This is a genomic window from Labrenzia sp. 011 (assembly GCF_003075075.1).
Classification (GTDB): Bacteria; Pseudomonadota; Alphaproteobacteria; order Rhizobiales; family Stappiaceae; genus Roseibium.
In genome coordinates this window covers 29,706-51,211 of sequence record NZ_QCYM01000003.1, presented here as the reverse complement: position 1 = coordinate 51,211, position 21,506 = coordinate 29,706, and the positions used below count along the sequence as shown (strand labels likewise).

18 protein-coding genes and 4 tRNA genes are annotated in these 21,506 nt (G+C 59.7%); 3 read left to right on the top strand and 19 right to left on the bottom strand.

Annotated features, from left to right (window positions below; genetic code table 11):
* Positions 1-4 precede the first annotated feature (4 nt).
* The 17 genes from nuoF to DCO57_RS04995 form a co-directional block, all read right to left on the bottom strand.
* A complete protein-coding gene (gene nuoF / locus DCO57_RS05075; RefSeq protein ID WP_116697789.1) occupies positions 5-1,306 on the bottom strand; it encodes an NADH-quinone oxidoreductase subunit NuoF in 1,302 nt (433 codons plus the stop codon).
* A 9-nt stretch (positions 1,307-1,315) separates the two neighbouring features.
* Positions 1,316-2,629 (bottom strand): NADH-quinone oxidoreductase subunit E, encoded by a 1,314-nt coding sequence (locus DCO57_RS05070; protein WP_116697788.1) that lies wholly within the window; start codon positions 2,627-2,629, stop codon positions 1,316-1,318.
* Between the two features lie 84 nt (positions 2,630-2,713).
* Entirely contained in the window at positions 2,714-3,898 is a 1,185-nt protein-coding gene (locus tag DCO57_RS05065; protein ID WP_116697787.1) for an NADH-quinone oxidoreductase subunit D, read from the bottom strand.
* Entirely contained in the window at positions 3,891-4,322 is a 432-nt protein-coding gene (locus DCO57_RS05060) for a GFA family protein (protein WP_116697786.1), read from the bottom strand. Before DCO57_RS05060 ends, DCO57_RS05065 begins: the two co-directional genes overlap by 8 nt.
* Positions 4,323-4,437: 115 nt before the next feature.
* Positions 4,438-5,043, bottom strand: a complete 606-nt coding sequence (locus DCO57_RS05055; protein WP_116697785.1) for an NADH-quinone oxidoreductase subunit C — start codon at positions 5,041-5,043, stop codon at positions 4,438-4,440.
* 86 nt (positions 5,044-5,129) lie between these two features.
* On the bottom strand, positions 5,130-5,708 hold the full coding sequence (locus DCO57_RS05050; protein ID WP_116697784.1) for an NADH-quinone oxidoreductase subunit B: 579 nt from the start codon (positions 5,706-5,708) through the stop codon (positions 5,130-5,132).
* A complete protein-coding gene (locus DCO57_RS05045) occupies positions 5,699-6,064 on the bottom strand; it encodes an NADH-quinone oxidoreductase subunit A (protein WP_116697783.1) in 366 nt (121 codons plus the stop codon). The genes DCO57_RS05050 and DCO57_RS05045 overlap by 10 nt, the downstream gene beginning before the upstream one ends.
* A gap of 516 nt (positions 6,065-6,580) precedes the next feature.
* Positions 6,581-6,657: transfer RNA gene (locus DCO57_RS05040), tRNA-Asp, on the bottom strand.
* 55 nt (positions 6,658-6,712) lie between these two features.
* Positions 6,713-6,789: transfer RNA gene (locus DCO57_RS05035), tRNA-Asp, on the bottom strand.
* A 421-nt stretch (positions 6,790-7,210) separates the two neighbouring features.
* Positions 7,211-7,286, bottom strand: a tRNA-Val gene (locus tag DCO57_RS05030).
* 357 nt (positions 7,287-7,643) lie between these two features.
* On the bottom strand, positions 7,644-7,919 hold the full coding sequence (locus DCO57_RS05025) for an HU family DNA-binding protein (RefSeq protein WP_116697782.1): 276 nt from the start codon (positions 7,917-7,919) through the stop codon (positions 7,644-7,646).
* Positions 7,920-8,106: 187 nt separating this feature from the next.
* Positions 8,107-10,536 carry an endopeptidase La gene (lon, locus tag DCO57_RS05020; RefSeq protein WP_116697781.1) on the bottom strand — a complete coding sequence of 810 codons (2,430 nt, stop codon included), beginning with the start codon at positions 10,534-10,536 and terminating at the stop codon, positions 8,107-8,109.
* A gap of 329 nt (positions 10,537-10,865) precedes the next feature.
* The gene (gene clpX, locus DCO57_RS05015; RefSeq protein ID WP_116697780.1) at positions 10,866-12,131 is read right to left on the bottom strand and encodes an ATP-dependent Clp protease ATP-binding subunit ClpX; all 1,266 of its coding nucleotides are present in this window, start codon (positions 12,129-12,131) and stop codon (positions 10,866-10,868) included.
* Positions 12,132-12,369: 238 nt separating this feature from the next.
* Positions 12,370-13,005, bottom strand: a complete 636-nt coding sequence (locus DCO57_RS05010) for an ATP-dependent Clp protease proteolytic subunit (protein ID WP_116697779.1) — start codon at positions 13,003-13,005, stop codon at positions 12,370-12,372.
* A 202-nt stretch (positions 13,006-13,207) separates the two neighbouring features.
* Positions 13,208-14,557, bottom strand: a complete 1,350-nt coding sequence (tig, locus tag DCO57_RS05005; RefSeq protein ID WP_116697778.1) for a trigger factor — start codon at positions 14,555-14,557, stop codon at positions 13,208-13,210.
* 329 nt (positions 14,558-14,886) lie between these two features.
* Positions 14,887-14,971 (bottom strand) — tRNA-Leu (locus DCO57_RS05000).
* Between the two features lie 87 nt (positions 14,972-15,058).
* Entirely contained in the window at positions 15,059-16,594 is a 1,536-nt protein-coding gene (locus DCO57_RS04995) for an NAD(P)H-hydrate dehydratase (RefSeq protein WP_244287883.1), read from the bottom strand.
* A gap of 466 nt (positions 16,595-17,060) precedes the next feature.
* On the opposite strand from DCO57_RS04995, the gene DCO57_RS04985 reads away from it, so the two are divergent.
* Together DCO57_RS04985 and glnA are read left to right on the top strand one after the other, a co-directional pair.
* A complete protein-coding gene (locus DCO57_RS04985) occupies positions 17,061-17,399 on the top strand; it encodes a P-II family nitrogen regulator (RefSeq protein WP_006934743.1) in 339 nt (112 codons plus the stop codon).
* A 128-nt stretch (positions 17,400-17,527) separates the two neighbouring features.
* Positions 17,528-18,937, top strand: a complete 1,410-nt coding sequence (gene glnA, locus DCO57_RS04980; protein WP_116697776.1) for a type I glutamate--ammonia ligase — start codon at positions 17,528-17,530, stop codon at positions 18,935-18,937.
* Positions 18,938-19,134: 197 nt separating this feature from the next.
* On the opposite strand, the gene DCO57_RS04975 is transcribed toward glnA, so the two are convergent.
* Both DCO57_RS04975 and DCO57_RS04970 read right to left on the bottom strand, forming a co-directional pair.
* Positions 19,135-19,407 (bottom strand): tyrosyl-tRNA synthetase, encoded by a 273-nt coding sequence (locus DCO57_RS04975; RefSeq protein ID WP_116697775.1) that lies wholly within the window; start codon positions 19,405-19,407, stop codon positions 19,135-19,137.
* Between the two features lie 194 nt (positions 19,408-19,601).
* A complete protein-coding gene (locus tag DCO57_RS04970; protein WP_116697774.1) occupies positions 19,602-19,874 on the bottom strand; it encodes a tyrosyl-tRNA synthetase in 273 nt (90 codons plus the stop codon).
* A gap of 276 nt (positions 19,875-20,150) precedes the next feature.
* On the opposite strand from DCO57_RS04970, the gene tyrS reads away from it, so the two are divergent.
* Positions 20,151-21,404, top strand: coding sequence for a tyrosine--tRNA ligase (gene tyrS, locus DCO57_RS04965; RefSeq protein WP_116697773.1), 1,254 nt, complete (start codon positions 20,151-20,153; stop codon positions 21,402-21,404).
* Positions 21,405-21,506 lie beyond the last annotated feature (102 nt).

Sequence of the window (21,506 nt, the reverse complement as noted above, 5' to 3'; positions counted from 1 at the left end):
CGCCTCACTCCGCCGCGACCATCGTCGAGGCCGGTTTCGATCTGGCGACGAATTCGTCGATGCGCTGCTCGATGACCGGTCGGAAGTTCTTGATCAGCCCCTGAATCGGCCATGCAGCCGCATCGCCGAGTGCGCAGATCGTATGCCCTTCGACCTGTTTGGTCACCTTGAAGAGCATGTCGATCTCCTCGTAGGAGGATTCGCCGCGAACCATGCGCTCCATGACACGCCACATCCAGCCGGTGCCCTCCCGGCACGGCGTGCACTGGCCGCAGCTCTCGTGCTTGTAGAAATAGCTCAGCCGCGCGATGGCTTTGATGATGTCCGTGGACTTGTCCATGACGATCACCGCAGCCGTGCCGAGGCCGGACCCCATCCCGCGCAGGGTATCGAAGTCCATCGCGGCATCCTTGATCTGCTCTGCCGTGCAGCAGGGCACGGAGGAACCGCCGGGGATAACCGCAAGAAGATTGTCCCAGCCGCCGCGAATTCCGCCGCAATGCTTGTCGATCATCTCGGAAAAGGGAACGCCCAGCTCTTCCTCGAAGGTCGCCGGCTGATTGACGTGGCCGGAAACGCAGAAGAGCTTCGTGCCGGTGTTGTTCGGTTTGCCGAGCGCGGAGAACCATGCCGCGCCGCGCCGCAGGATGGTCGGCGCAACGGCGATCGACTCCACGTTGTTCACTGTCGTCGGGCAGCCGTAAAGGCCCACATTGGCCGGGAACGGCGGCTTCAGACGCGGCTGGCCCTTCTTGCCTTCCAGGCTCTCCAGCAGCGCGGTTTCCTCACCGCAGATATAGGCGCCGGCACCGTGGTGAACATAGATGTCGAAATCGTAGCCGTTCTTGTTGTTCTTGCCGATCAGCCCTGCATCGTAGGCCTGGTCGATGGCCGCCTGCAGGCGTTCGCGCTCGCGGATGAATTCGCCGCGCACATAGATATAGGCGGCAATCGCCCCCATGGCGAAACCGGCAATCAGGCAGCCCTCGACCAGCGTATGCGGGTCGTGGCGCAGGATCTCGCGGTCCTTGCAGGTACCCGGTTCGGATTCGTCGGCGTTGACCACCAGATAGGCCGGACGGCCATCGGATTCCTTGGGCATGAAGGACCACTTCAGGCCGGTCGGAAAGCCCGCCCCGCCACGGCCGCGCAGGCCGGAGTCCTTCATCTCCTGGACGATCCAGTCGCGCCCCTTGTCGATCAGGGCGCGGGTGTTGTCCCACTGGCCGCGCTTCTTCGCGCCTTCCAGTCCCCAGTCATGCAGACCGTATATGTTGGTGAAGATCCGATCCTGATCTTTCAGCATCTCTTCCCCCTAGTCTTCGCTCTTGGAGGAGGCCACTTCACCGGCATCCACACGCTTGGAAAATTCCGTATCCTCGCCGGAGGCGAGAATTCTGGCCTGTTCGATCCAGCCGTCCCGTTCGATCCGGCCCTTGAACTTCAGCCGGTTGTCGACCCAGGCAATCTCCTGAGGTCCCCAGCTTGCAACCTGGTCGAAATGGAAAAAGCCGAGTTCATTGAGCGTCGCTTCCAGTTTCGGCCCAACGCCCTTGAGCCTTTTCAGATCGTCAGGCTTGCCATCCCGGGCTTGCTTGAGGATTTCCGGAGCCTTTTCCTCACCGGCCGCAGCCTTGTCCCCCGCGGTGGCACCGCTGGTGTCGGCCGACCGGGCGACCTCCACCTCGGTACGCCCCTCCGCATCGGGACGCCCCTTGTTTTCGGCGCGCGCCTCGGGAGTTGAAGCTTTTGTCTCCGGCTCGGCACCGGCCTTTTTCGCCTTCACGGCAGGCTTCGTATCCGGAGCGGCCTTCTTCGGTGCGGATGCAGCCGGATTTTCAACCGGCTCCTTGTCGGCCCTGGCCGCAACTTCCGCCCGAACCCGTGCAACCGCATCCTCTGCCGGCGTCGGAACGCCGTCAAAATCGTTGCCGCCCGCATTGATTGCCGCACCGGCAAACGCATGAGACGCCTTTTCGGCACCGTCAACGATGTGAGCGACGGGAAGTTCGCCCTTGGTGCTGTCATCGATTTCCGACAGTGTCGTCTGACCGCCCTCGGCCATGGCGAAACGGCGACCGTTCTGCGGACCCGGCGTCACTTCCTTTCCCGCTGCGATATCATCGATCAGCTGGTTGAAGCTCTCCGGCGTCAGATCCTCGTAGGTGTCCTTGAAGATCTGAACCATCGGCGCGTTGACGCAGGCGCCCAGGCATTCGACCTCTTCCCACGAGAACATTCCGTCCTCGGAAATCTCGTGCATGTGCTTGGCGATCCGGGACTGGCAGATCTTGATCAGGTCTTCCGAGCCGCGCAGCTGGCAGGGCGTGGTGCCGCATACCTGGATATGAGCCTTCTTGCCGACCGGCTGAAGCTGGAACATGGTGTAGAAGGTCGCCACTTCCAGAACGCGGATATTGGGCATGTCCAGCAGGTTCGCGATGTAGCGAATCGCCGGCTCGCTCACCCAGCCGTCGTTCTGCTCCTGGGCACGCCACAAAAGCGGAATGACCGCGGAGGCCTGGCGGCCGGCCGGATAACGATCGATCAGCTTCTTCGCCCACGCGAGATTCGCCTCGGTGAATTCGAAGCTGTCTGGTTGTTCCGCGGCAAGTCGACGAACTGCCATGGTGCTATCCCCGTTCTTTCAAGGTGACCGGAGCCGGACGGGCGGCTGCCAGGGTCGAATATTTCTGGTGGGCGGCCCGCATCATCAGCGGTCTACCTCACCGAACACGATGTCCATGGACCCCAGCACCGCCGAGACGTCGGCGAGCATATGGCCCCGGCACAGAAAATCCATTGCCTGAAGGTGGGCATACCCCGGCGCCTTGATCTTGCAGCGGTAGGGCTTGTTGGTGCCATCGGCGACCAGATAGACACCGAATTCACCTTTCGGCGCTTCGACGGCCGCGTAAACCTCACCGGCCGGCACATGGAAGCCTTCGGTGTAGAGCTTGAAGTGATGAATGAGCGCTTCCATCGAGCGCTTCATTTCACCACGCTTCGGCGGCACGATCTTGCCGTCGGTTGCGGACACCGGGCCGGTTTCCACCGTCAGCTTTTCCAGACACTGCTTCATGATCCGCACCGACTGGCGCATTTCTTCCATGCGGATCAGGTAACGGTCGTAACAGTCGCCGTTCTTGCCGATCGGAATGTCGAAATCAAGCTCGGAATAACATTCATAGGGCTGCGACTTGCGCAGGTCCCAGGCCGCACCGGAGCCGCGAACCATGACGCCGGAAAAACCCCAGGCCCAGGCATCGTCCAGATCGACCACGCCGATATCGACATTGCGCTGCTTGAAGATGCGGTTGTCGGTCAGAAGACCTTCGATGTCGTCAAGCGTCTGCAGGAAGGGATCGCAGAAATCCCAGATATCGTCGAGCAGGTCGCGCGGCAGGTCCTGGTGAACCCCGCCCGGGCGCACATAGGCCGCATGCATGCGGGCACCGCAGGCGCGCTCGTAAAACACCATCAGCTCTTCGCGCGGCTCGAAGCCCCAGAGCGGCGGCGTCAGCGCGCCCACATCCATTGCCTGGGTGGTCACGTTCAACAGGTGGGACAGGATCCGGCCGATTTCCGAGAAAAGCACACGTACCAGCTGACCGCGTTTCGGCACCTGGATGCCAAGCATCCGCTCCACGGCCAGGGCGAAGGCATGCTCCTGGTTCATCGGCGCCACATAGTCGAGGCGATCGAAATACGGCACCGCCTGCAGATAGGTCTTCTGCTCGATCAGCTTTTCCGTACCGCGATGGAGCAACCCGATATGCGGATCCACACGTGTCACGACCTCACCGTCAAGCTCCAGCACCAGACGCAGAACGCCATGGGCCGCCGGGTGCTGCGGACCGAAGTTGATGTTGAAATTCCGTACCTGAGCCTCAGCCATGTTGAGGATCCTGCTGTTGGGTGAAATACGCTATGACTTCCGGACCTGTCATCTTGCTCGTGTCGTTGGCGAAGGCGTAATTGGCCGGCTGTTCGTCGACGAAGATTTCCGTCGTGAACTTGAATTCCGACGAATCGTCGAAGGCCTGGGCGGAAACACTGGTATGCGAACCGTCGGACATCCGCCAGAACAGCGACGTTCCGCACGCCTTGCAGAACACCCGCTCACCGTAGTCGGAAGACTTGTAGATGCCGAGTGCCTCCCTGCCTTCCAGCTGGACATCGCTGCAGCCGACGGCCATCAGCACGCCACCGGTCCAGCGCCGGCACATGGAACAATGACACACGCCCATTTCGGACTTGTCGGGCACGGCAGCGAACCGCACCGCGCCGCAAAGACATCCGCCTGAAAGCCGCTCAGCCATGCGCGCGCAACCCCCGGCCCATGCAGGAATACGGGAAAGGAACGGCCCCTGGGGCCGCATGGATCGCCACGATCGGGAACTGCCGGATATTCGCGTCCATAATCCTGCCCCTCCCCTAATTCGTCGTTGCTTTTTCGTCGCCCGGCAGCACGTAGTCCGTGCCTTCCCAAGGCGAAAGAAAATCGAAGTTGCGCATTTCCTGATTCAAACGCACGGGCTCATAGACGACACGTTTCTTTTCGTCGTCGTAACGCACTTCCACAAAACCGGTGACCGGAAAGTCCTTGCGCAGCGGATGCCCATCGAAACCGTAGTCGGTCAGGATACGGCGCAGGTCCGGATGGCCGGAGAACAGGATGCCATACATGTCGTAGGCTTCGCGTTCGAACCATTCGGCACCGGGAAACAGCGGCGTCAGGGACGCGACCGGCGTGATTTCGTCCGTGGCAACCTTCACGCGGATGCGCTGGTTCTGAACCGGAGACAGGAAGTGGTAGACCACGTCGAAACGCTTTTCGCGCTCCGGGTAGTCCACGCCGCAGATATCCGTCAGATTGAAGAACTTGCATGAGCTGTTGTCGCGCAGGAACCGGACCGCGTCGAGAATACCCGTCGCTTCCACGGTCAGCGTCAGCTCACCGAATTCGACCTGCCAGGAAACAAGGGTTTCCCCAAGTCCGAGCTCAATATGCTCGGCGAGTTCCTTCAAAGTCTCGTCCATCGCGTTCGACCTCACTCCTGGGGAGCCTCAAGTTCAGGGTGCCGGGCACCCGGTTTCACGAATCGGCCGCCGTGGGCGGCAGACCCTTATCGTTCAATCGTGCCGGTTCGGCGAATCTTCTTCTGCAGCATTAGCACACCGTAAAGAAGCGCCTCGGCCGTCGGAGGGCAGCCCGGCACATATATATCCACCGGGACAACTCGGTCGCAGCCGCGCACCACCGAATAGGAATAGTGGTAGTAGCCACCGCCGTTGGCACAGGAGCCCATGGAAATGACGTAGCGCGGTTCCGGCATCTGGTCATAGACCTTGCGCAGGGCCGGCGCCATCTTGTTGGTCAGTGTTCCGGCAACGATCATGACGTCGGACTGGCGCGGGGAAGCCCGCGGCGCAAAGCCGAAACGCTCCGCATCGTAGCGCGGCATGGACATCTGCATCATTTCGACGGCGCAGCAGGCCAGACCGAAGGTCATCCACATCAGGGATCCGGTACGCGCCCACTGGATCAGATTGTCGGTCGATGTGACGAGAAAGCCCTTGTCGGCGAGCTCGTCGTTGACCTGAAGGAAATAGGGGTCGTCAGCACCGACCGGATTGCCGGTGTTCGGATCGATGATGCCTTTCGGCTTCGGCGCGACAAGCGGCTCGCTCGTGGTCAATCCCATTCCAGCGCTCCCTTTTTCCATTCGTAGATAAAGCCGATGGTCAGGACACCAAGAAAGATCATCATGGACCAGAACCCGAACCAGCCGAGTTCGCCGAACACCGTAGCCCAGGGAAACAGGAAGGCGACTTCGAGGTCGAAGATGATGAACAGGATGGAGACCAGATAAAAGCGCACGTCGAACTTCATGCGCGCATCGTCGAAGGCATTGAATCCGCACTCATAGGCCGACAATTTTTCCGGGTCCGGATTCTTGTAGGCAAGTATGAACGGGGAAATCAGCAGAGCAAGGCCGATCACCAGAGCAATGCCGATGAAGACGACAATCGGGACGTATTCCCGCAACAGTTCTTCCATGTCTTTCGCGTCCTTGCATATGGAGGCGGATCGGGAGGCGATCCGGGTCGGGGGCACGCGGCCCTCTCGTCGCAGTTCCCGACCGGTCACGCTGAGCCCATCGGCCGAATGAAACCAACATGCGAGCGCACGCTTAACTTACGACTTGGTGCAACGCAAGACCCTGATGCGGGCAAACTCTTGCCACAGTTGGACCAATTTCGCGCGCACACTCGACAATTCCTTCATTTCAGCCACTTTGCAGCAGAACAAAAACTTTGCACAGGCCAAAAGGAAAAATGCCGCACCTGCGATACGATTCCGCCCTTTCCCGGATTCGCAATTGAACCACCGGCATGGCGCGGGCGAAGAATATGAAGATGCTAAGGAATCACGGTTTCCCCAGCCTGACGGAATGGCTGGTCGGCGTTTGCATGCCCTGCGGTGCACTGCATCTGCAGCGGCTTCTGAGGAGAAGCTCGCATTCCGCATCAATTTTTTTCAGGAAGATATTGAGATCGTGGTCAAATCCGTGAGTGGCGCGAGTGACGGGACTCGAACCCGCGACCTCCGGCGTGACAGGCCGGCACTCTAACCAACTGAGCTACACCCGCACATTCACGGAATATTGCGCCCTCCCCGTGACCGTCGACATCGACGATTGGAAAGTGGCGCGAGTGACGGGACTCGAACCCGCGACCTCCGGCGTGACAGGCCGGCACTCTAACCAACTGAGCTACACCCGCTTGCGGAACGAACAGTTGACCGTTCCGAAGTGGCGCTGATGTACGGCGGCTGGATTGCGAAGTCAAGCGCCGAGCCTGTTCTAATGTGTCGATTTTTTAAAACTCCGCCGGATACGACACTTCGCGCACGCGAATTCGCGCAGACCCTTGTGGATAAGGTTTCGCCATCAGGGACAATGGAGGAAATCGCCTGGAGAGATTTGTCCGGGCTTCGTCATTTTCCTCAATACCTTAAAGCGTGTTGCATCCAGACGCTTGCATGGAATCGGCAGGCCCCCCGGAACAGCAGCTGGATTGAAAGCGCGAACCGGCGATTTCCCGAAATCGATTTGACGCGACAGGCTCTCGTCTCACAACGCGAAAAGACCCTGACGCAGCAGGCGCCATGGCTGGAAAACTCGGTAGAAAACATTCAGGGAAATGGTGGGCGATGAGAGACTCGAACTCCCGACATCTTCGGTGTAAACGAAGCGCTCTACCAACTGAGCTAATCGCCCTCAACGAGGTGAACCGCCTTTTAGGGGGTCCCATTCGGCTTGGCAAGAGCTAACTGAAAGAAAACCGCTTCATCCGCAAGGGCTGTGGACGGCGGCCGGTACAAAGTTCCTTCGGCCCTCGCAAAGACCCGGAAAGCCCGGTTTCCTGGCTCCAGGGAAAACCCGGTCGTGCTGTCCGTCAGATCCAGCCCAGGGCGACGGAACGCCTGGAAGCCGGCCCATGATGGCGATGGTCTCAAACCACTCTGGAAGCCCCTCCCTGTCGCATACAGGCAGCCTCCCTGCGGTGAGCGGATACGAAGAACCCCGCACCTGGCCTCAGGTACGGGGTCCTTCAAGAAAAACCTGCGTGAAAACTTAGGAGTTCACGGCGTCTTTCAGGCCCTTGCCGGCCTTGAACTTCGGCGTCTTAGAAGCCGGGATCTGAATCGTTTCGCCGGTCCGCGGGTTCCGGCCTTCAGTGGCAGCGCGAGCGGAAACGGCAAAATTACCAAAACCGATGATACGGACTTCATCGCCTGTTTTCAGCGTTTCAGTGACCACGTTGAAAGTCGCGTCAACTGCTTCGCCTGCCTGCGCCTTGGTGAGGCCGGTCTTTTCTGCAACAGCTGCGATCAGATCGTTCTTATTCATAGCAGATACCTTTCTAAGAAACGGCAGATTGCCGACAATTCCTGTCAGCGCCGTTGCGCGAAATTCGGGCGAATTGACTCGAAACGCAAGTGGTTTTTTCGCAGAAAACCGCCATTTTGACCAATTATTCAAAAGAAAAGCCCCGGATTTCCCGGGGCTTGACTTTTTTCACCCTTCGAAGAGGCCGTCAGTGGGCAAAGAGCCCGGCCTTTTCCTCTTCCGACTCACTTGCCTTGGTGGCGGCTTCCGCGGCGGTTTCATCCCATTCGATCGGCTCCGGGATCCGGACGAGAGCGTTTTTCAGCACCTCTTCCATGCTGGAAACCGGAATGATCTCGAGGGAGTTCTTCACCGAATCCGGAATATCGGCCAAGTCCTTGGCGTTGTCTTCCGGGATCATCACCAGCTTGATACCACCCCGCAGGGCAGCCAGAAGCTTCTCCTTCAGACCACCGATCGGAAGGATCCGGCCACGAAGGGTGATTTCACCCGTCATTGCCACATCCCGGCGAACCGGAATACCGGTCAAGGTTGAGATGACCGCGGTTGCCATGGCGATACCGGCAGACGGACCGTCCTTCGGCGTCGCACCTTCCGGAACGTGAACGTGAATGTCCTTCTTGTCGAAGGTCGGCGGTTCGATGCCGTAGGCGACCGCCCGGGAGCGGACATAGGATGCCGCCGCCGAAATCGATTCCTTCATCACGTCCTTCAGGTTGCCGGTCACGGTCATCTTGCCCTTGCCCGGCATCATCACGCCTTCGATGGTCAGCAGTTCGCCGCCGACTTCCGTCCAGGCAAGACCCGTAACGACACCGACCTGATCTTCCAGCTCGACTTCACCATACCGGTACCGCGGCACACCGAGATATTTCTCGACCACTTCCTCGGTAACGACGACGCTTTCCTTGTCGCTCATCAGGATGTCCTTGACCGCCTTACGGGCAAGGGTAGCCATTTCGCGCTCAAGGTTACGCACACCGGCTTCGCGGGTGTAGCGCCGGACGATGAGATGCAGCGCGTCGTCCTCGATGGAGAACTCCCCTTCACGCAGGCCGTGATCCTTTTCCGCTTTCGGGATGAGGTGACGGCGGCAGATCTCCACCTTTTCCTCTTCCGTGTAACCGGCAATCCGGATCACTTCCATACGGTCCATCAGCGGACCGGGAATGTTCAGCGTGTTGGCCGTCGTCACGAACATCACATCCGAAAGGTCGTATTCGACCTCCAGATAGTGGTCCATGAAGGACGAGTTCTGTTCCGGATCGAGCACCTCCAGAAGGGCGGAAGACGGGTCACCACGGAAGTCCATGCCCATCTTGTCGATTTCATCGAGCAGGAAGAGCGGGTTGGACTTCTTCGCCTTTTTCATGGACTGGATGACCTTGCCGGGCATCGAGCCGATGTAGGTCCGGCGGTGTCCGCGGATTTCCGCTTCATCGCGCACGCCGCCGAGCGACATGCGGACGAACTCACGGCCGGTCGCCTTGGCGATCGACTTGCCGAGGGAGGTCTTGCCGACACCGGGAGGACCGACCAAGCACAGGATCGGGCCGCGCAGCTTGTTGGCCCGGCTCTGAACCGCAAGATATTCGACAATCCGTTCCTTGACCTTGTCGAGGCCGTAATGGTCGGTATCCAGGACCTTTTCCGCGAACGCCAAGTCGTGCTTGACCTTGGATTTCTTGTTCCAAGGAATACCGATCATCCAGTCGAGGTAGTTGCGCACGACGGTCGCCTCGGCGGACATCGGGCTCATCTGCTTCAGCTTCTTGATCTCGGCAGCCGCCCGTTCGCGCGCTTCCTTGCTCAGCTTGGTCTTCTTGATCTTTTCTTCAAGTTCCGCGATTTCATCACGGCCGTCCTCGCTGTCGCCCAGTTCCTTCTGAATGGCCTTCATCTGCTCGTTCAGATAGTATTCGCGCTGGGTCTTTTCCATCTGCCGCTTGACGCGGGAGCGGATGCGCTTTTCCACCTGCAGAACGGAGATTTCACTCTCCATCATGCCCAGAACGCGCTCAAGCCGCTCGGAGACGGACACGACGCCCAGGATTTCCTGCTTTTCGGGAATCTTGATTGCCAGATGGGAGGCAATCGTGTCCGCCAGCTTGGAATAGTCGTCGATCTGGTTGACCGCGCCGAGCACTTCCGGCGAAACCTTCTTGTTCAGCTTCACATAGTTCTCGAACTCGGAGATCACCGAACGCGCAAGCGCTTCGACCTCGATATCCTCGCCTTCGCGCTCGGGAAGAACGGTGGCGGAGGCTTCGAAATAGTCGGTACGGTCGCTGTACTCGCCGATCTGGGCACGCGCGCCCCCTTCGACCAGCACCTTCACCGTGTTGTCGGGGAGCTTGAGCAGCTGCAGCACGGTTGCCAGCGTGCCGACGTTGTAGATCTGGTCCGGGTTCGGATCATCATCCGCCGCATTCACCTGCGTCGCCAGGAGAATATGCTTGTCGGTGGTCATCACCTCTTCCAGCGCCTTGATCGATTTTTCGCGTCCGACGAACAGCGGCACGATCATGTGCGGAAAGACGACGATGTCCCGAAGCGGCAATACGGGATAGACAGCGGTGCTGTCCGGATCTGTGGCGCGGATTTCTGCGTCGCTCATTATTTTTTCCTTTCTCGGCGTGTTCTGGCCCCACTCGGTAAAAGGCAGCCTGAACACTGGAATACGGCTTTCGGCTATTGCTTCCGATTGGCCGGATCACGGCACCCCGACTGGGCGCACCGCTAATCCGCACGAGCCGTCCTTTCAGGCTATTAGGTGGACACCTGACATGCCGGTGTCAAGGTCGCGCGACCCGATGGGGAAGTCTTGTCTGTTGACGACTCGATGCGCCGGTGGATAAGCGGCCGAACGGCACAAACAGGCGAAAAAAGCAAAATGCCGCCCTTATCGAGCGGCATTTATTCACGCTTTTACCGCGTCCCGAAACCTCAGGCGCTGGTTGCAGAGGTCTCTTCGCGATCCTCGTAGATGTAGAGCGGGCGCGCTTCGCCATTGACCACTTCCGGCGAGATCACGACTTCCTTCACACCCTTGAGACCAGGCAGCTCGTACATGGTATCCAGCAGGATCGACTCCAGGATGGACCGCAGCCCGCGAGCCCCCGTCTTGCGGTGGATCGCCTTGCGGGCAATCGCCTTGAGCGCTTCCTCGTGGAAGGACAGTTCCACCTGCTCCATTTCGAAGAGCCGCTGATACTGCTTGACCAGAGCGTTTTTCGGCTCGGTCAGGATGGTCACCAGAGCATCCTCGTCCAGGTCTTCCAGAGTTGCTATCACCGGCAGACGGCCGACGAATTCCGGAATGAGACCGAATTTCAGCAGATCTTCCGGTTCAAGTTCCGAGAACAGTTCGCCGATGCGGCGGTCTTCCGGAGCATGGACCTTGGCCTGGAAGCCGATGGAGGTCTGGGTGCCGCGGTCGGAGATGATCTTGTCGAGACCCGCGAAGGCGCCGCCGCAGATGAACAGGATGTTGGTCGTATCCACCTGCAGGAACTCCTGCTGCGGATGCTTGCGGCCGCCCTGGGGCGGAACGGAAGCGACCGTGCCTTCCATGATCTTCAGCAGGGCCTGCTGAACGCCTTCACCGGAAACGTCCCGGGTGATCGACGGATTGTCGGCCTTGCGGCTGATCTTGTCGACTTCATCGATATAGACGATGCCGCGCTGAGCCCGCTCGACATTGTAATCGGCCGACTGCAGCAGCTTCAGGATGATGTTTTCAACGTCCTCGCCCACATAACCGGCCTCGGTCAGTGTGGTGGCATCCGCCATGGTGAAAGGCACATCCAGGATCCGGGCAAGCGTCTGAGCCAGAAGCGTCTTGCCGCAGCCGGTCGGTCCGACCAGCAGGATATTGGATTTCGCCAGTTCCACATCGTTGTTCTTGGATGCGTGGTTCAGGCGCTTGTAGTGGTTGTGGACGGCAACCGAGAGAACCTTCTTCGCACTGCCCTGCCCGATGACGTAATCATCCAGAACATCGCGAATTTCCTGAGGGGTCGGGATCCCGTCCCGTGATTTCACCAGCGAGGACTTGTTTTCCTCACGAATGATATCCATGCACAGCTCGACACATTCATCGCAAATGAAAACAGTCGGGCCGGCGATCAGCTTGCGCACTTCATGCTGGCTCTTGCCGCAGAAGGAACAGTAGAGCGTATTCTTTGAATCGCTGCCGCTGGCCTTGGTCATATAATCAACCTCGCGTTTACGGGGAGTGTCTCCCCTTATCTTTCCGGTTGCGGCCGAATTATGACTGAACCGGTTTCAAAGAGATACATCGGCATCCCTTCATAATCTGATGTCACCATGCTTCACCATTAAAAATCAATATAGGTTTAAGGCGAAGATGAAAACCCGGCATCAATCAGGGTTTTTCCGGTCTTAACGCAGGGATTTCCAAGCCATGCTTAAGACCGGGTAAGCCAGATCACTTCTCAGTCTCGTCCCCGAGCGTGGTACGATCGGTGATCACCTTGTCCACGATACCGAATTCCTTGGCCCTTTCGGCAGTCATGAAGTTGTCGCGCTCGAGCGCTTCTTCAACCTGATCGAGGGACTGGCCGGTATGCTTCACGTAGATGTCATTGAGCCGGCGCTTCATTGCAAGAATTTCCTGTGCATGAAGCATGATGTCGGCTGCCTGACCGCGAAAACCGCCGGAAGGCTGGTGAACCATCACCCGCGCGTTCGGCAGAATGAATCGCATGTCCTTGTGGCCGGCGGCCAGCAGGAGCGACCCCATCGAGGCGGCCTGACCGATACACAGAGTCGACACCGCCGGGCGGATGAACTGCATCGTGTCATAGATCGCCAGGCCGGACGTAACCAGTCCGCCGGGGGAATTGATATAGATCGCGATTTCCTTGCTCGGGTTCTCAGCTTCCAGATAAAGAAGCTGGGCACAGATCAGGGTAGCCACGTGATCTTCGACCGGACCGGTCAGGAAGATGATGCGCTCCTTGAGCAATCGCGAATAGATATCGAAGGCCCGCTCGCCGCGGTTTGTCTGTTCGACAACCATCGGCACGAGCGTGTTCATGTAGATATCGACAGGATCCTTCATACCTCATCCATAAAGCTTGAGATGAAACCCGGCAGTCAGCCGGGCCGGATTCAGGCCCCAGAGCGCATCGATCGGGGGCCTGACTCGAAAAAAGCGACACCCCGTATATATGGGATGTCGCCCTCAACGCAAAGTCATGACAGATGCGGCATGAAAGCAAAGTTAAAACTGCCGCCGCATCTGGGGATTAGTGGGAACAAGCTCAGGCTTCTTCCTCTTCCTCCGCAACCAGCTTCTCCAGCTCTTCCTTGGTCACCGTCTTGTCGGTCACCTTGGCAAGCTCAAGCATGAAGTCGACGACTTTTTCCTCGTAGATCGGAGCGCGCAGGCTGGCCAGCGCCTGCTGGTTGTTCTTGTAGAACTCGAACACCTGCTGTTCCTGACCCGGGAACTGACGCACACGGTCGTAGAGCGCGCGCTGCAATTCCTCTTCTGTAACCTGAATGTTGTTCTTTTCGCCGATTTCGGAAAGAACCAGACCGAGACGGACACGGCGCTCGGCGATCTTGCGGTATTCCGCCTTCGCCTCTTCTTCCGTGGTGTCTTCGTCCTCGAAGGTCTTCTCGTTGCGCTTCATGTCCTCTTCGACCTGTTTCCAGACAACGTCGAATTCGGACTCAAGCAGCTTTTCCGGAAGCTCGAAGGAATAATGCTCGTCCAGCTTGTCGAGAAGCTGTCGCTTGACGCGCTGGCGGGTCATCTGGCCGAACTGGCCCTCGATCTGGCCGCGGACGATTTCCTTCAGCTTGTCGAGGGATTCCAGACCGAGGCCCTTGGCGAATTCGTCATCAAGGGTCACTTCGCCGGGAGCGGCCACTTCCTTGACCACCACGTCGAATGCGGCGGTCTTACCGGCAAGGTGCTCGGCCGGATAATCTTCCGGGAAGGTGACTTCAACCACCTTCTCGTCACCGGCCTTGAGGCCGATCAGCTGCTCTTCGAAACCCGGAATGAACTGACCGGAGCCCAGCACCAGCATGCCGTTCTCGTCGGCACCGCCCTCGAAGGCTTCCCCGTCGATCTTGCCCAGATAGGACATGGTGACACGGTCGCCGTTTTCGGCGGCACCGTCCTTGGGCTCGAACGGCGTGTTGTTCTTGGCGATCTCGGCGACCTGGGTATCCACTTCCTCGTCGGCGATCTCGACGACCGGACGCTCGATCTCGATTCCGGAGAAATCGACGATCTCGAAATCCGGAAGAACGTCATAGGTCATCTTGAAGGACAGGTCGGCATCGCCCGCCAGGATCTTTTCCGCATCTTCGTCGGGCAGATCGATTTCCGGTGTCAGAGCCGGGCGCTCGGAGCGCTCCTCGACGGCTTTCTGGGTCGTTTCCTGGATGGTGTTCGACAGGATCTCTGCCATCGCCTGACGGCCATACATCCTTTTCAGGTGCGCAACCGGCACCTTGCCCGGACGGAAGCCCTTGATGTTGGCTTTGGACTTCATGTCGTCCATGTATTCATCGAGCTTGGCGGCGAGATCGCCGGCCGGAATGTCGATCTTGAGCTCTCGCTTCAGGCCCTCGGCGAGGGTTTCGGTTACCTGCATGGGTTTTGTCGTCCTCGATCCTGAGCGGCAATCCGCTCCGGAGGTTTTGTTTTTAAAATTCCGTGTGCCGCACTGCCTGCACTCCCCTTTTGCCGGAAGCGTTCAAACGGCGATGCATCGCCCCGGACAAGGTCCGAGACGCACGATGGAAGCGCGATAAAGGTTGGGGTGGAAAGTGTCAAGGGGAGAGCCGGAATTTGGACCTTGAAACCTGCAACAAACCGGTTCCGGTCCGGTCGCTCGATCACCGGCCGCGATCGTGCAGACGCGCCTTCCGCTTCCCTGTCAATCGCCCCCGGCGGGCCCAGGGGCGGCCGCTCGACAAACTATGGTGCGGATGAAGGGACTTGAACCCCCACGCCTTGCGGCACCAGAACCTAAATCTGGCGTGTCTACCAATTCCACCACATCCGCATCATCCGGGGATTTTGCCTCCCCGATCAAAGCGGGGCCTCTATAACACCGAAGATTTTCCCGTCAAAGCAAAAGCTGCCGCTGCTTTCAGCTCCCGGGCATTTTGTCCACAAGCGCACGGATTGCGGCTTTGAGAGCTGGCGCCAGATCCTCGGCAATCAGCCCCGGCCCGGCTTCCCGGCCCGCCTCGCCGTGCAGCCACACCGCCTGGCAGGCCGCCTCGAACCCTGTCACGCCCTGCGCCAGGAGACCGGTGGCGATCCCTGCGAGAACATCGCCGGACCCGGCCGTCGCCAGAAACGGTGGTGCATTGTCATTGATCGCGGCACGGCCGTCCGGGGCGGCAATCACCGTGTCGGGCCCTTTCAGGACAACAACGGCGCCGGAACGCTCCGCCGCCTGGCGCGCGCGCGCCAGCTTGTCGCCGGCGATCTCCGGAAACAGCCGGGCGAATTCCCCCTCATGCGGCGTCATCAGGACCGGTTCGGGATTGTCCCTGACCAGGGCGAACAGCGCATCCGCATCACTCGAAAAACTCGTCAGCGCGTCCGCGTCCAGCACCGTAGCCCGTTTCTGTTCAAGAATGGCCGTGACCGAGGCGCGGGTATTCTCGCCGCCCCCGTGACCGGGGCCGATCAGGGCCGCGTTCAGACGCCTGTCGGACAGCAGCGCCTCCACGGCCTGCGGCCCGGCAACCTTTCTCAGCATCACCGCAGTCAGATGGCAGGCGTTGACCATCATCGCATCCGGCGGCGAGGCCAAAGTCACCAGCCCGGCCCCTGCCCGCAGCGCCGCTCCGGCCGAAAGCCGCGCCGCCCCGGTGGCCGACATCGGTCCGCCGAACACCACGACATGCCCCCTGGTGTATTTGTGCCCGAGCGGATCGGGCTGCGGCCAGGCGGCGGCCCACAACGCGGGTATATTGTGAAAGGTGGCCGCTCCGATCCGCTCCAGGACATCTGCCCTGATACCGATATCGGCAACCGTCACGGCCCCGCACAGGGCCCGACCGGGATTGAGAAGATGGCCCGGCTTGCGGCGAAAAAAGGTCACGGTCGCCCGCGCCCGGACAGCACCGCCGAGATCCGCGCCGGTGGCACCATTCACTCCGGACGGAAGATCGACGGCCAGCACCGGCCGGCAGGACCGGTTGACGGCCTGCGCGAGGGTCAGCGCCGGTCCGCTCAACGGCCGGTCGAGCCCGGCTCCAAAAAGAGCGTCCACGATCAGCTCGGCGCGCGACAGCTCATCGCCAAGGTCCGTCACGCCCCCCTCCTCCTGCGGAACCACCGAATACGGCAGATCCATGCGCCGAAAGGCTTCGAGCGCGTCGCCCTTGAGCACTTCAGGCGGCTTGAGAAGGCGCACCTCGACGGTGTGGCCCGACGCTGCGAGGCAGCGGGCGGCAATGAAGCCGTCACCGCCATTGTTGCCGGGACCGCAGAGAACGGAAATTCGTGCGGTGTCCGTGAGCATATTCGCGGCGCCCCTTGCGACCGCCTGCCCCGCCCGTTCCATCAGCTCGATACCCGGCACCCCGCCGGAGATGGTCATTCGGTCCGCCTGCCCCATTTCTTCCGGGGTCAGCAGGACCGCGGAGGAAATCATGTTGTCCCGGTTCATTTCCAAAAGCCTCCAGATGCTCGCTACGCGACCTGCGCAGGATCGCCGTTTTTATGGAGCTTGTGGAGTGACATTGAGCCGCCATCGCCAAACATGTCCATTTTTTAGGCTATTTGCATATTGTTTAATCATTCGATCGGTGCTTCAAACGAAACACCTCGGATGCACCGGTTGATTTTGCCGCTTTTAGTGGCGGAATTCCCTGCCCCGAGAAAAACTGCAAGGGATTGCTCCGGATTGGCACACATCGTGCTTTATACCCGGCAACGGTCCCCGGAGACCCGTTGGCACACCCTGTATCGTAACGAACGCGAACAGGATGTTCCGACATTTGTGATCAGTCAGCCCGCATTCATCATGAGGTCATATGAATGTTGGTTGATCCAGGGTCTGCCCGACGCCAAGCCTTCCGAAGGAAGGTCCGCCGAATAAAACCGGCCTGATTAGTGGAGAGAGACAAAAGGTGATGAAAAAGATCGAGGCGATCATCAAACCCTTCAAACTGGACGAGGTCAAAGAGGCCCTGCAGGAGGTCGGCCTCCAGGGCATCACCGTGACGGAAGCAAAAGGCTTCGGCCGGCAGAAGGGCCATACGGAGCTGTATCGCGGCGCCGAATATGTCGTTGACTTCCTGCCGAAGGTGAAGGTCGAGATCGTGCTTGGCGACGACATGGTCGAAAAAGCCGTTGACGCGATCCGTTCCGCGGCGCAAACCGGCCGCATTGGCGACGGCAAGATCTTTGTTTCCAATATCGAAGAAGCTGTACGCATCCGGACGGGCGAGTCCGGCATCGACGCTATCTGACCAACCCGTTCCGGCAACCGCCGGCGATCCCAATTCCGGTCTTCTGCCAGGGTGCATTCTTCAAGAACGCCCAGCCGGACCGGAACCTAACCCAACTGTTCACACGAAAAATCAAAGGGATGGACACTATGACCACTGCCGCTGAAGTCCTGAAGGAGATTCAGGACAAGGACGTGAAATTCGTTGACCTGCGCTTCACCGATCCAAAAGGCAAGATGCAGCACGTCACCATGGACGTCGCGCTTGTTGACGAAGACATGTTCGCTGAAGGCGTTGCCTTCGACGGCTCGTCCATCGCCGGCTGGAAGGCCATCAACGAGTCCGACATGATGCTGATCCTCGATCCGGAATCCGCGCATATCGATCCGTTCTTCGCCCAGTCCACACTGGCGATCTTCTGCGACATCGTCGACCCGATCACCGGCGAAGGCTACAACCGCGATCCGCGCATGACCGCCAAGAAGGCGGAAGCCTACGTGAAATCCGGCGGCTTCGGCGACACGATCTACATCGGTCCGGAAGCAGAATTCTTCATGTTCGACGATGTCCGCTTCACCGCCGACCCGTACAACACGGGCTTCGTTCTCGACGGCGCCGAACTCCCGTCGAACATGGGCTCCGAATATGAAACCGGCAATCTCGGCCACCGTCCGCGCACAAAGGGCGGCTACTTCCCGGTTCCGCCGATCGACAGCGCTCAGGACATCCGCTCCGAAATGCTGTCCGTCATGGCCGAAATGGGCGTGCCGACCGAAAAGCATCACCACGAAGTGGCCGCTGCCCAGCACGAACTCGGCATGAAATTCGACCACCTGACCCGTTGCGCCGACAACATGCAGGTCTACAAATACGTTGTGCATCAGGTTGCCCACGCCTACGGCAAGACCGCAACCTTCATGCCCAAGCCGGTATTCGGCGACAACGGCACCGGCATGCACTGCCACCTGTCCATCTGGAACAAGGGCGAGCCGACCTTCGCCGGCAACCAGTATGCCGATCTTTCCGAGACCTGCCTGTACTTCATCGGCGGCATCCTGAAGCACGCCAAGGCCCTGAACGCCTTCACCAACCCGTCGACCAACTCCTACAAGCGTCTGGTCCCGGGTTATGAAGCACCGGTTCTGCTGGCCTATTCCTCGCGCAACCGCTCTGCCTCCTGCCGTATTCCCTTCACGGCATCTCCGAAGGCAAAACGTGTCGAGGTCCGTTTCCCGGATCCGACCGCGAACCCGTACCTGTGCTTCTCCGCGCTGCTGATGGCTGGCCTTGACGGCATCAAGAACAAGCTGCACCCGGGCGATGCCATGGACAAGAACCTCTACGACCTTCCGCCGGAAGAACTCTCCGAGATCCCGACGGTTTGCGGTTCGCTCCGCGAAGCCCTGGAAGCAGTCGATGAGGACCGCGAGTTCCTGAAAGCCGGCGGCGTGTTCGACGACGACCAGATCGACGCCTACATCGAACTGAAGATGGAAGAAGTCGACCGTTACGACATGACGCCGCATCCGGTCGAATTCGACATGTACTACTCCGTCTAAGGGCTTCTGCTCTTTCGGACACGAAAACCCCGGCTTCGCGGCCGGGGTTTTTTGTTGTTCCGCTGGTCATCCACACCGTCCCGCCCGCATCCTTTCCAACGGCCACCGGCACCTGCGACAGAAGATCGAATTGCAGCGGCCGGACACGAAAAAGCCTCCCGTAGGAGGCCATTCGTTCTCGTGAGACTGCCTGCCGCTCAACGGCAGACCCGGCGGTGACCGACGACCACATACTGGCGATAGTAGGGGTTCCAGCGGCGGACCGGCTTGTTGTGGCAACGCACGGGAGCGTGGTAGCGCGGCTGGGCCTGGGAAGCGATGATCGCGCCGGCAGCAAGACCGATGATGGCCCCTGCAGCAACGGCTCCGGCACGACGGTTCCCGGCGTGGGCATCGTTCGGGGTCAGGGTAACGGCGGCGGTTGCTACGGTGGCAACGGTCACGGCGGCGATGGCGAACTTGCGAAACATGTCTTGTCCTCTCGATTGATCTTCAGGGGCTGCGTCTTGCTGATGAAAAGATCTTGCCGCATGGAGAAAATTTCTTCTGTGACCGCAATCACGTAATTTTTGTTCTTCCCGAAAGCAGAAGAACGAACTGCAGCGTCCGGACACGAAAAAGCCTCCCGTAGGAGGCCATTCGTTCTCGTGAGACTGCCTGCCGCTCAACGGCAGACCCGGCGGTGACCGACGACCACATACTGGCGATAGTAGGGGCTCCAGCGGCGGACCGGCTTGTTGTGGCAGCGCACGGGAGCGTGGTAGCGCGGCTGGGCCTGGGAAGCGATGATCGCGCCGGCGGCAAGACCGATGATGGCCCCTGCGGCAACGGCTCCGGCACGACGGTTCCCGGCGTGGGCATCGTTCGGGGTCAGGGTAACGGCGGCGGTTGCAACGGTGGCAACGGTCACGGCGGCGATGGCGAACTTGCGAAACATGTCTTGTCCTCTCGATTGATCTTCAGGGGTTGCGTCTTGCTGATGAAAAGACCTTGCCCCGTGGAGAAAATTTCTTCTGTGACCGCAATCACGTAATTTTTGTTCTTCCCGAAAGGCGCATCCGCATTCTGGATGCCCGCAGTTTCGGTCGACGGTTGCTTTCCGCATCTTTCAGGTTTTCCGGCCGCCGCGATTTACAACGTCCGCCGCACGCGCTAGAGCACGTCCGAACAGCCGAGAGGCGCCACACAAGAAATCACGTACGGACAGGCAGGCATGAGCGGGTTCAAATCGGACTTTTTGAACGTTCTTTCAGAACGCGGTTTCATTCACCAGATATCCGATCCGGACGGACTCGACGCGCTCTGCGCCAAGGAAACCGTCACCGCCTATATCGGCTTTGACTGCACGGCACCGAGCCTTCATGCCGGATCCCTTGTTCCGATCATGATGCTGCACTGGTTCCAGAAAACCGGACACCGGCCGCTTGCCCTCATGGGCGGTGGCACGACACGGGTCGGTGATCCTTCCGGCAAGGATGAATCGCGCAGGATCCTCACCGAGGACATCATCGAGCAGAACAAGGCCGGTATCCGCAAGGTCTTCGAGAAGCTGCTCGTCTTTGGTGACGGACCGACCGACGCCATCATGCTGGACAATGCGGAGTGGCTGCTGAAGCTGAACTATGTAGACTTTCTGCGCGACATCGGCCGGCATTTTTCCGTCAACCAGATGATCCAGCGCGATTCCGTCCGCCTGCGCCTGGAACGCGAGCAGCATCTGTCCTTCCTGGAATTCAACTACATGCTGCTCCAGGGATACGATTATCTCGAGCTCTACCGGCGCACCGGCTGCCGCCTGCAGATGGGCGGGTCCGACCAGTGGGGCAACATCCTGTCCGGAACGGATCTTGTCCGCCGCATCGAGGACATGGAAGCCTTCGCCTTGACCTCACCGCTCCTGACCACCTCTTCCGGTGCCAAGATGGGCAAGACCGCCGCCGGCGCCGTCTGGCTCAACGAGGAGCAACTGTCCGCCTATGACTACTGGCAATACTGGCGCAACACCGAAGACGCGGACGTCGAGCGGTTCCTGAAACTCTTCACTGTCCTTCCCATGGATGAGATCGCCCGTCTTGCGGCCCTGGAAGGCTCCGAGATCAACGAGGCCAAGAAGATTCTCGCGACAGAGGCAACCGCGCTGATCCATGGCCGCGAGAAGGCTGAAGCGGCGGCGGAAACCGCCCGCAGGGCGTTCGAGGAGGGGGCAACCGCCGAAGGCCTTCCGACCGTGGAGATCGCCAGATCCGAGCTTGAAACAGGCCTGGGCGTTCTGTCCGCATTCGTGACCGCCGGTCTGTGTGCCTCCAACGGCGACGTGCGCAGGAACATCAAGGGCGGCGCCGTCCGGATCAACGACCGCGGCGAATCGGACGACAAGCGCCAGCTGTCCCTTGCCGATGTCAGCGAGGACGGGGTGGTCAAGCTGTCGCTCGGCAAGAAGAAGCACGTATTGCTGAAGCCGGTCTGATCAGATTGCAGGTCGCCGGGCGGCACGGACGGGTCGCCCGAAGAATACCCTGATCGCGCGAACTGAAGCGCGCCAGCGCCCTCCCCAATGACCGGATGGCAA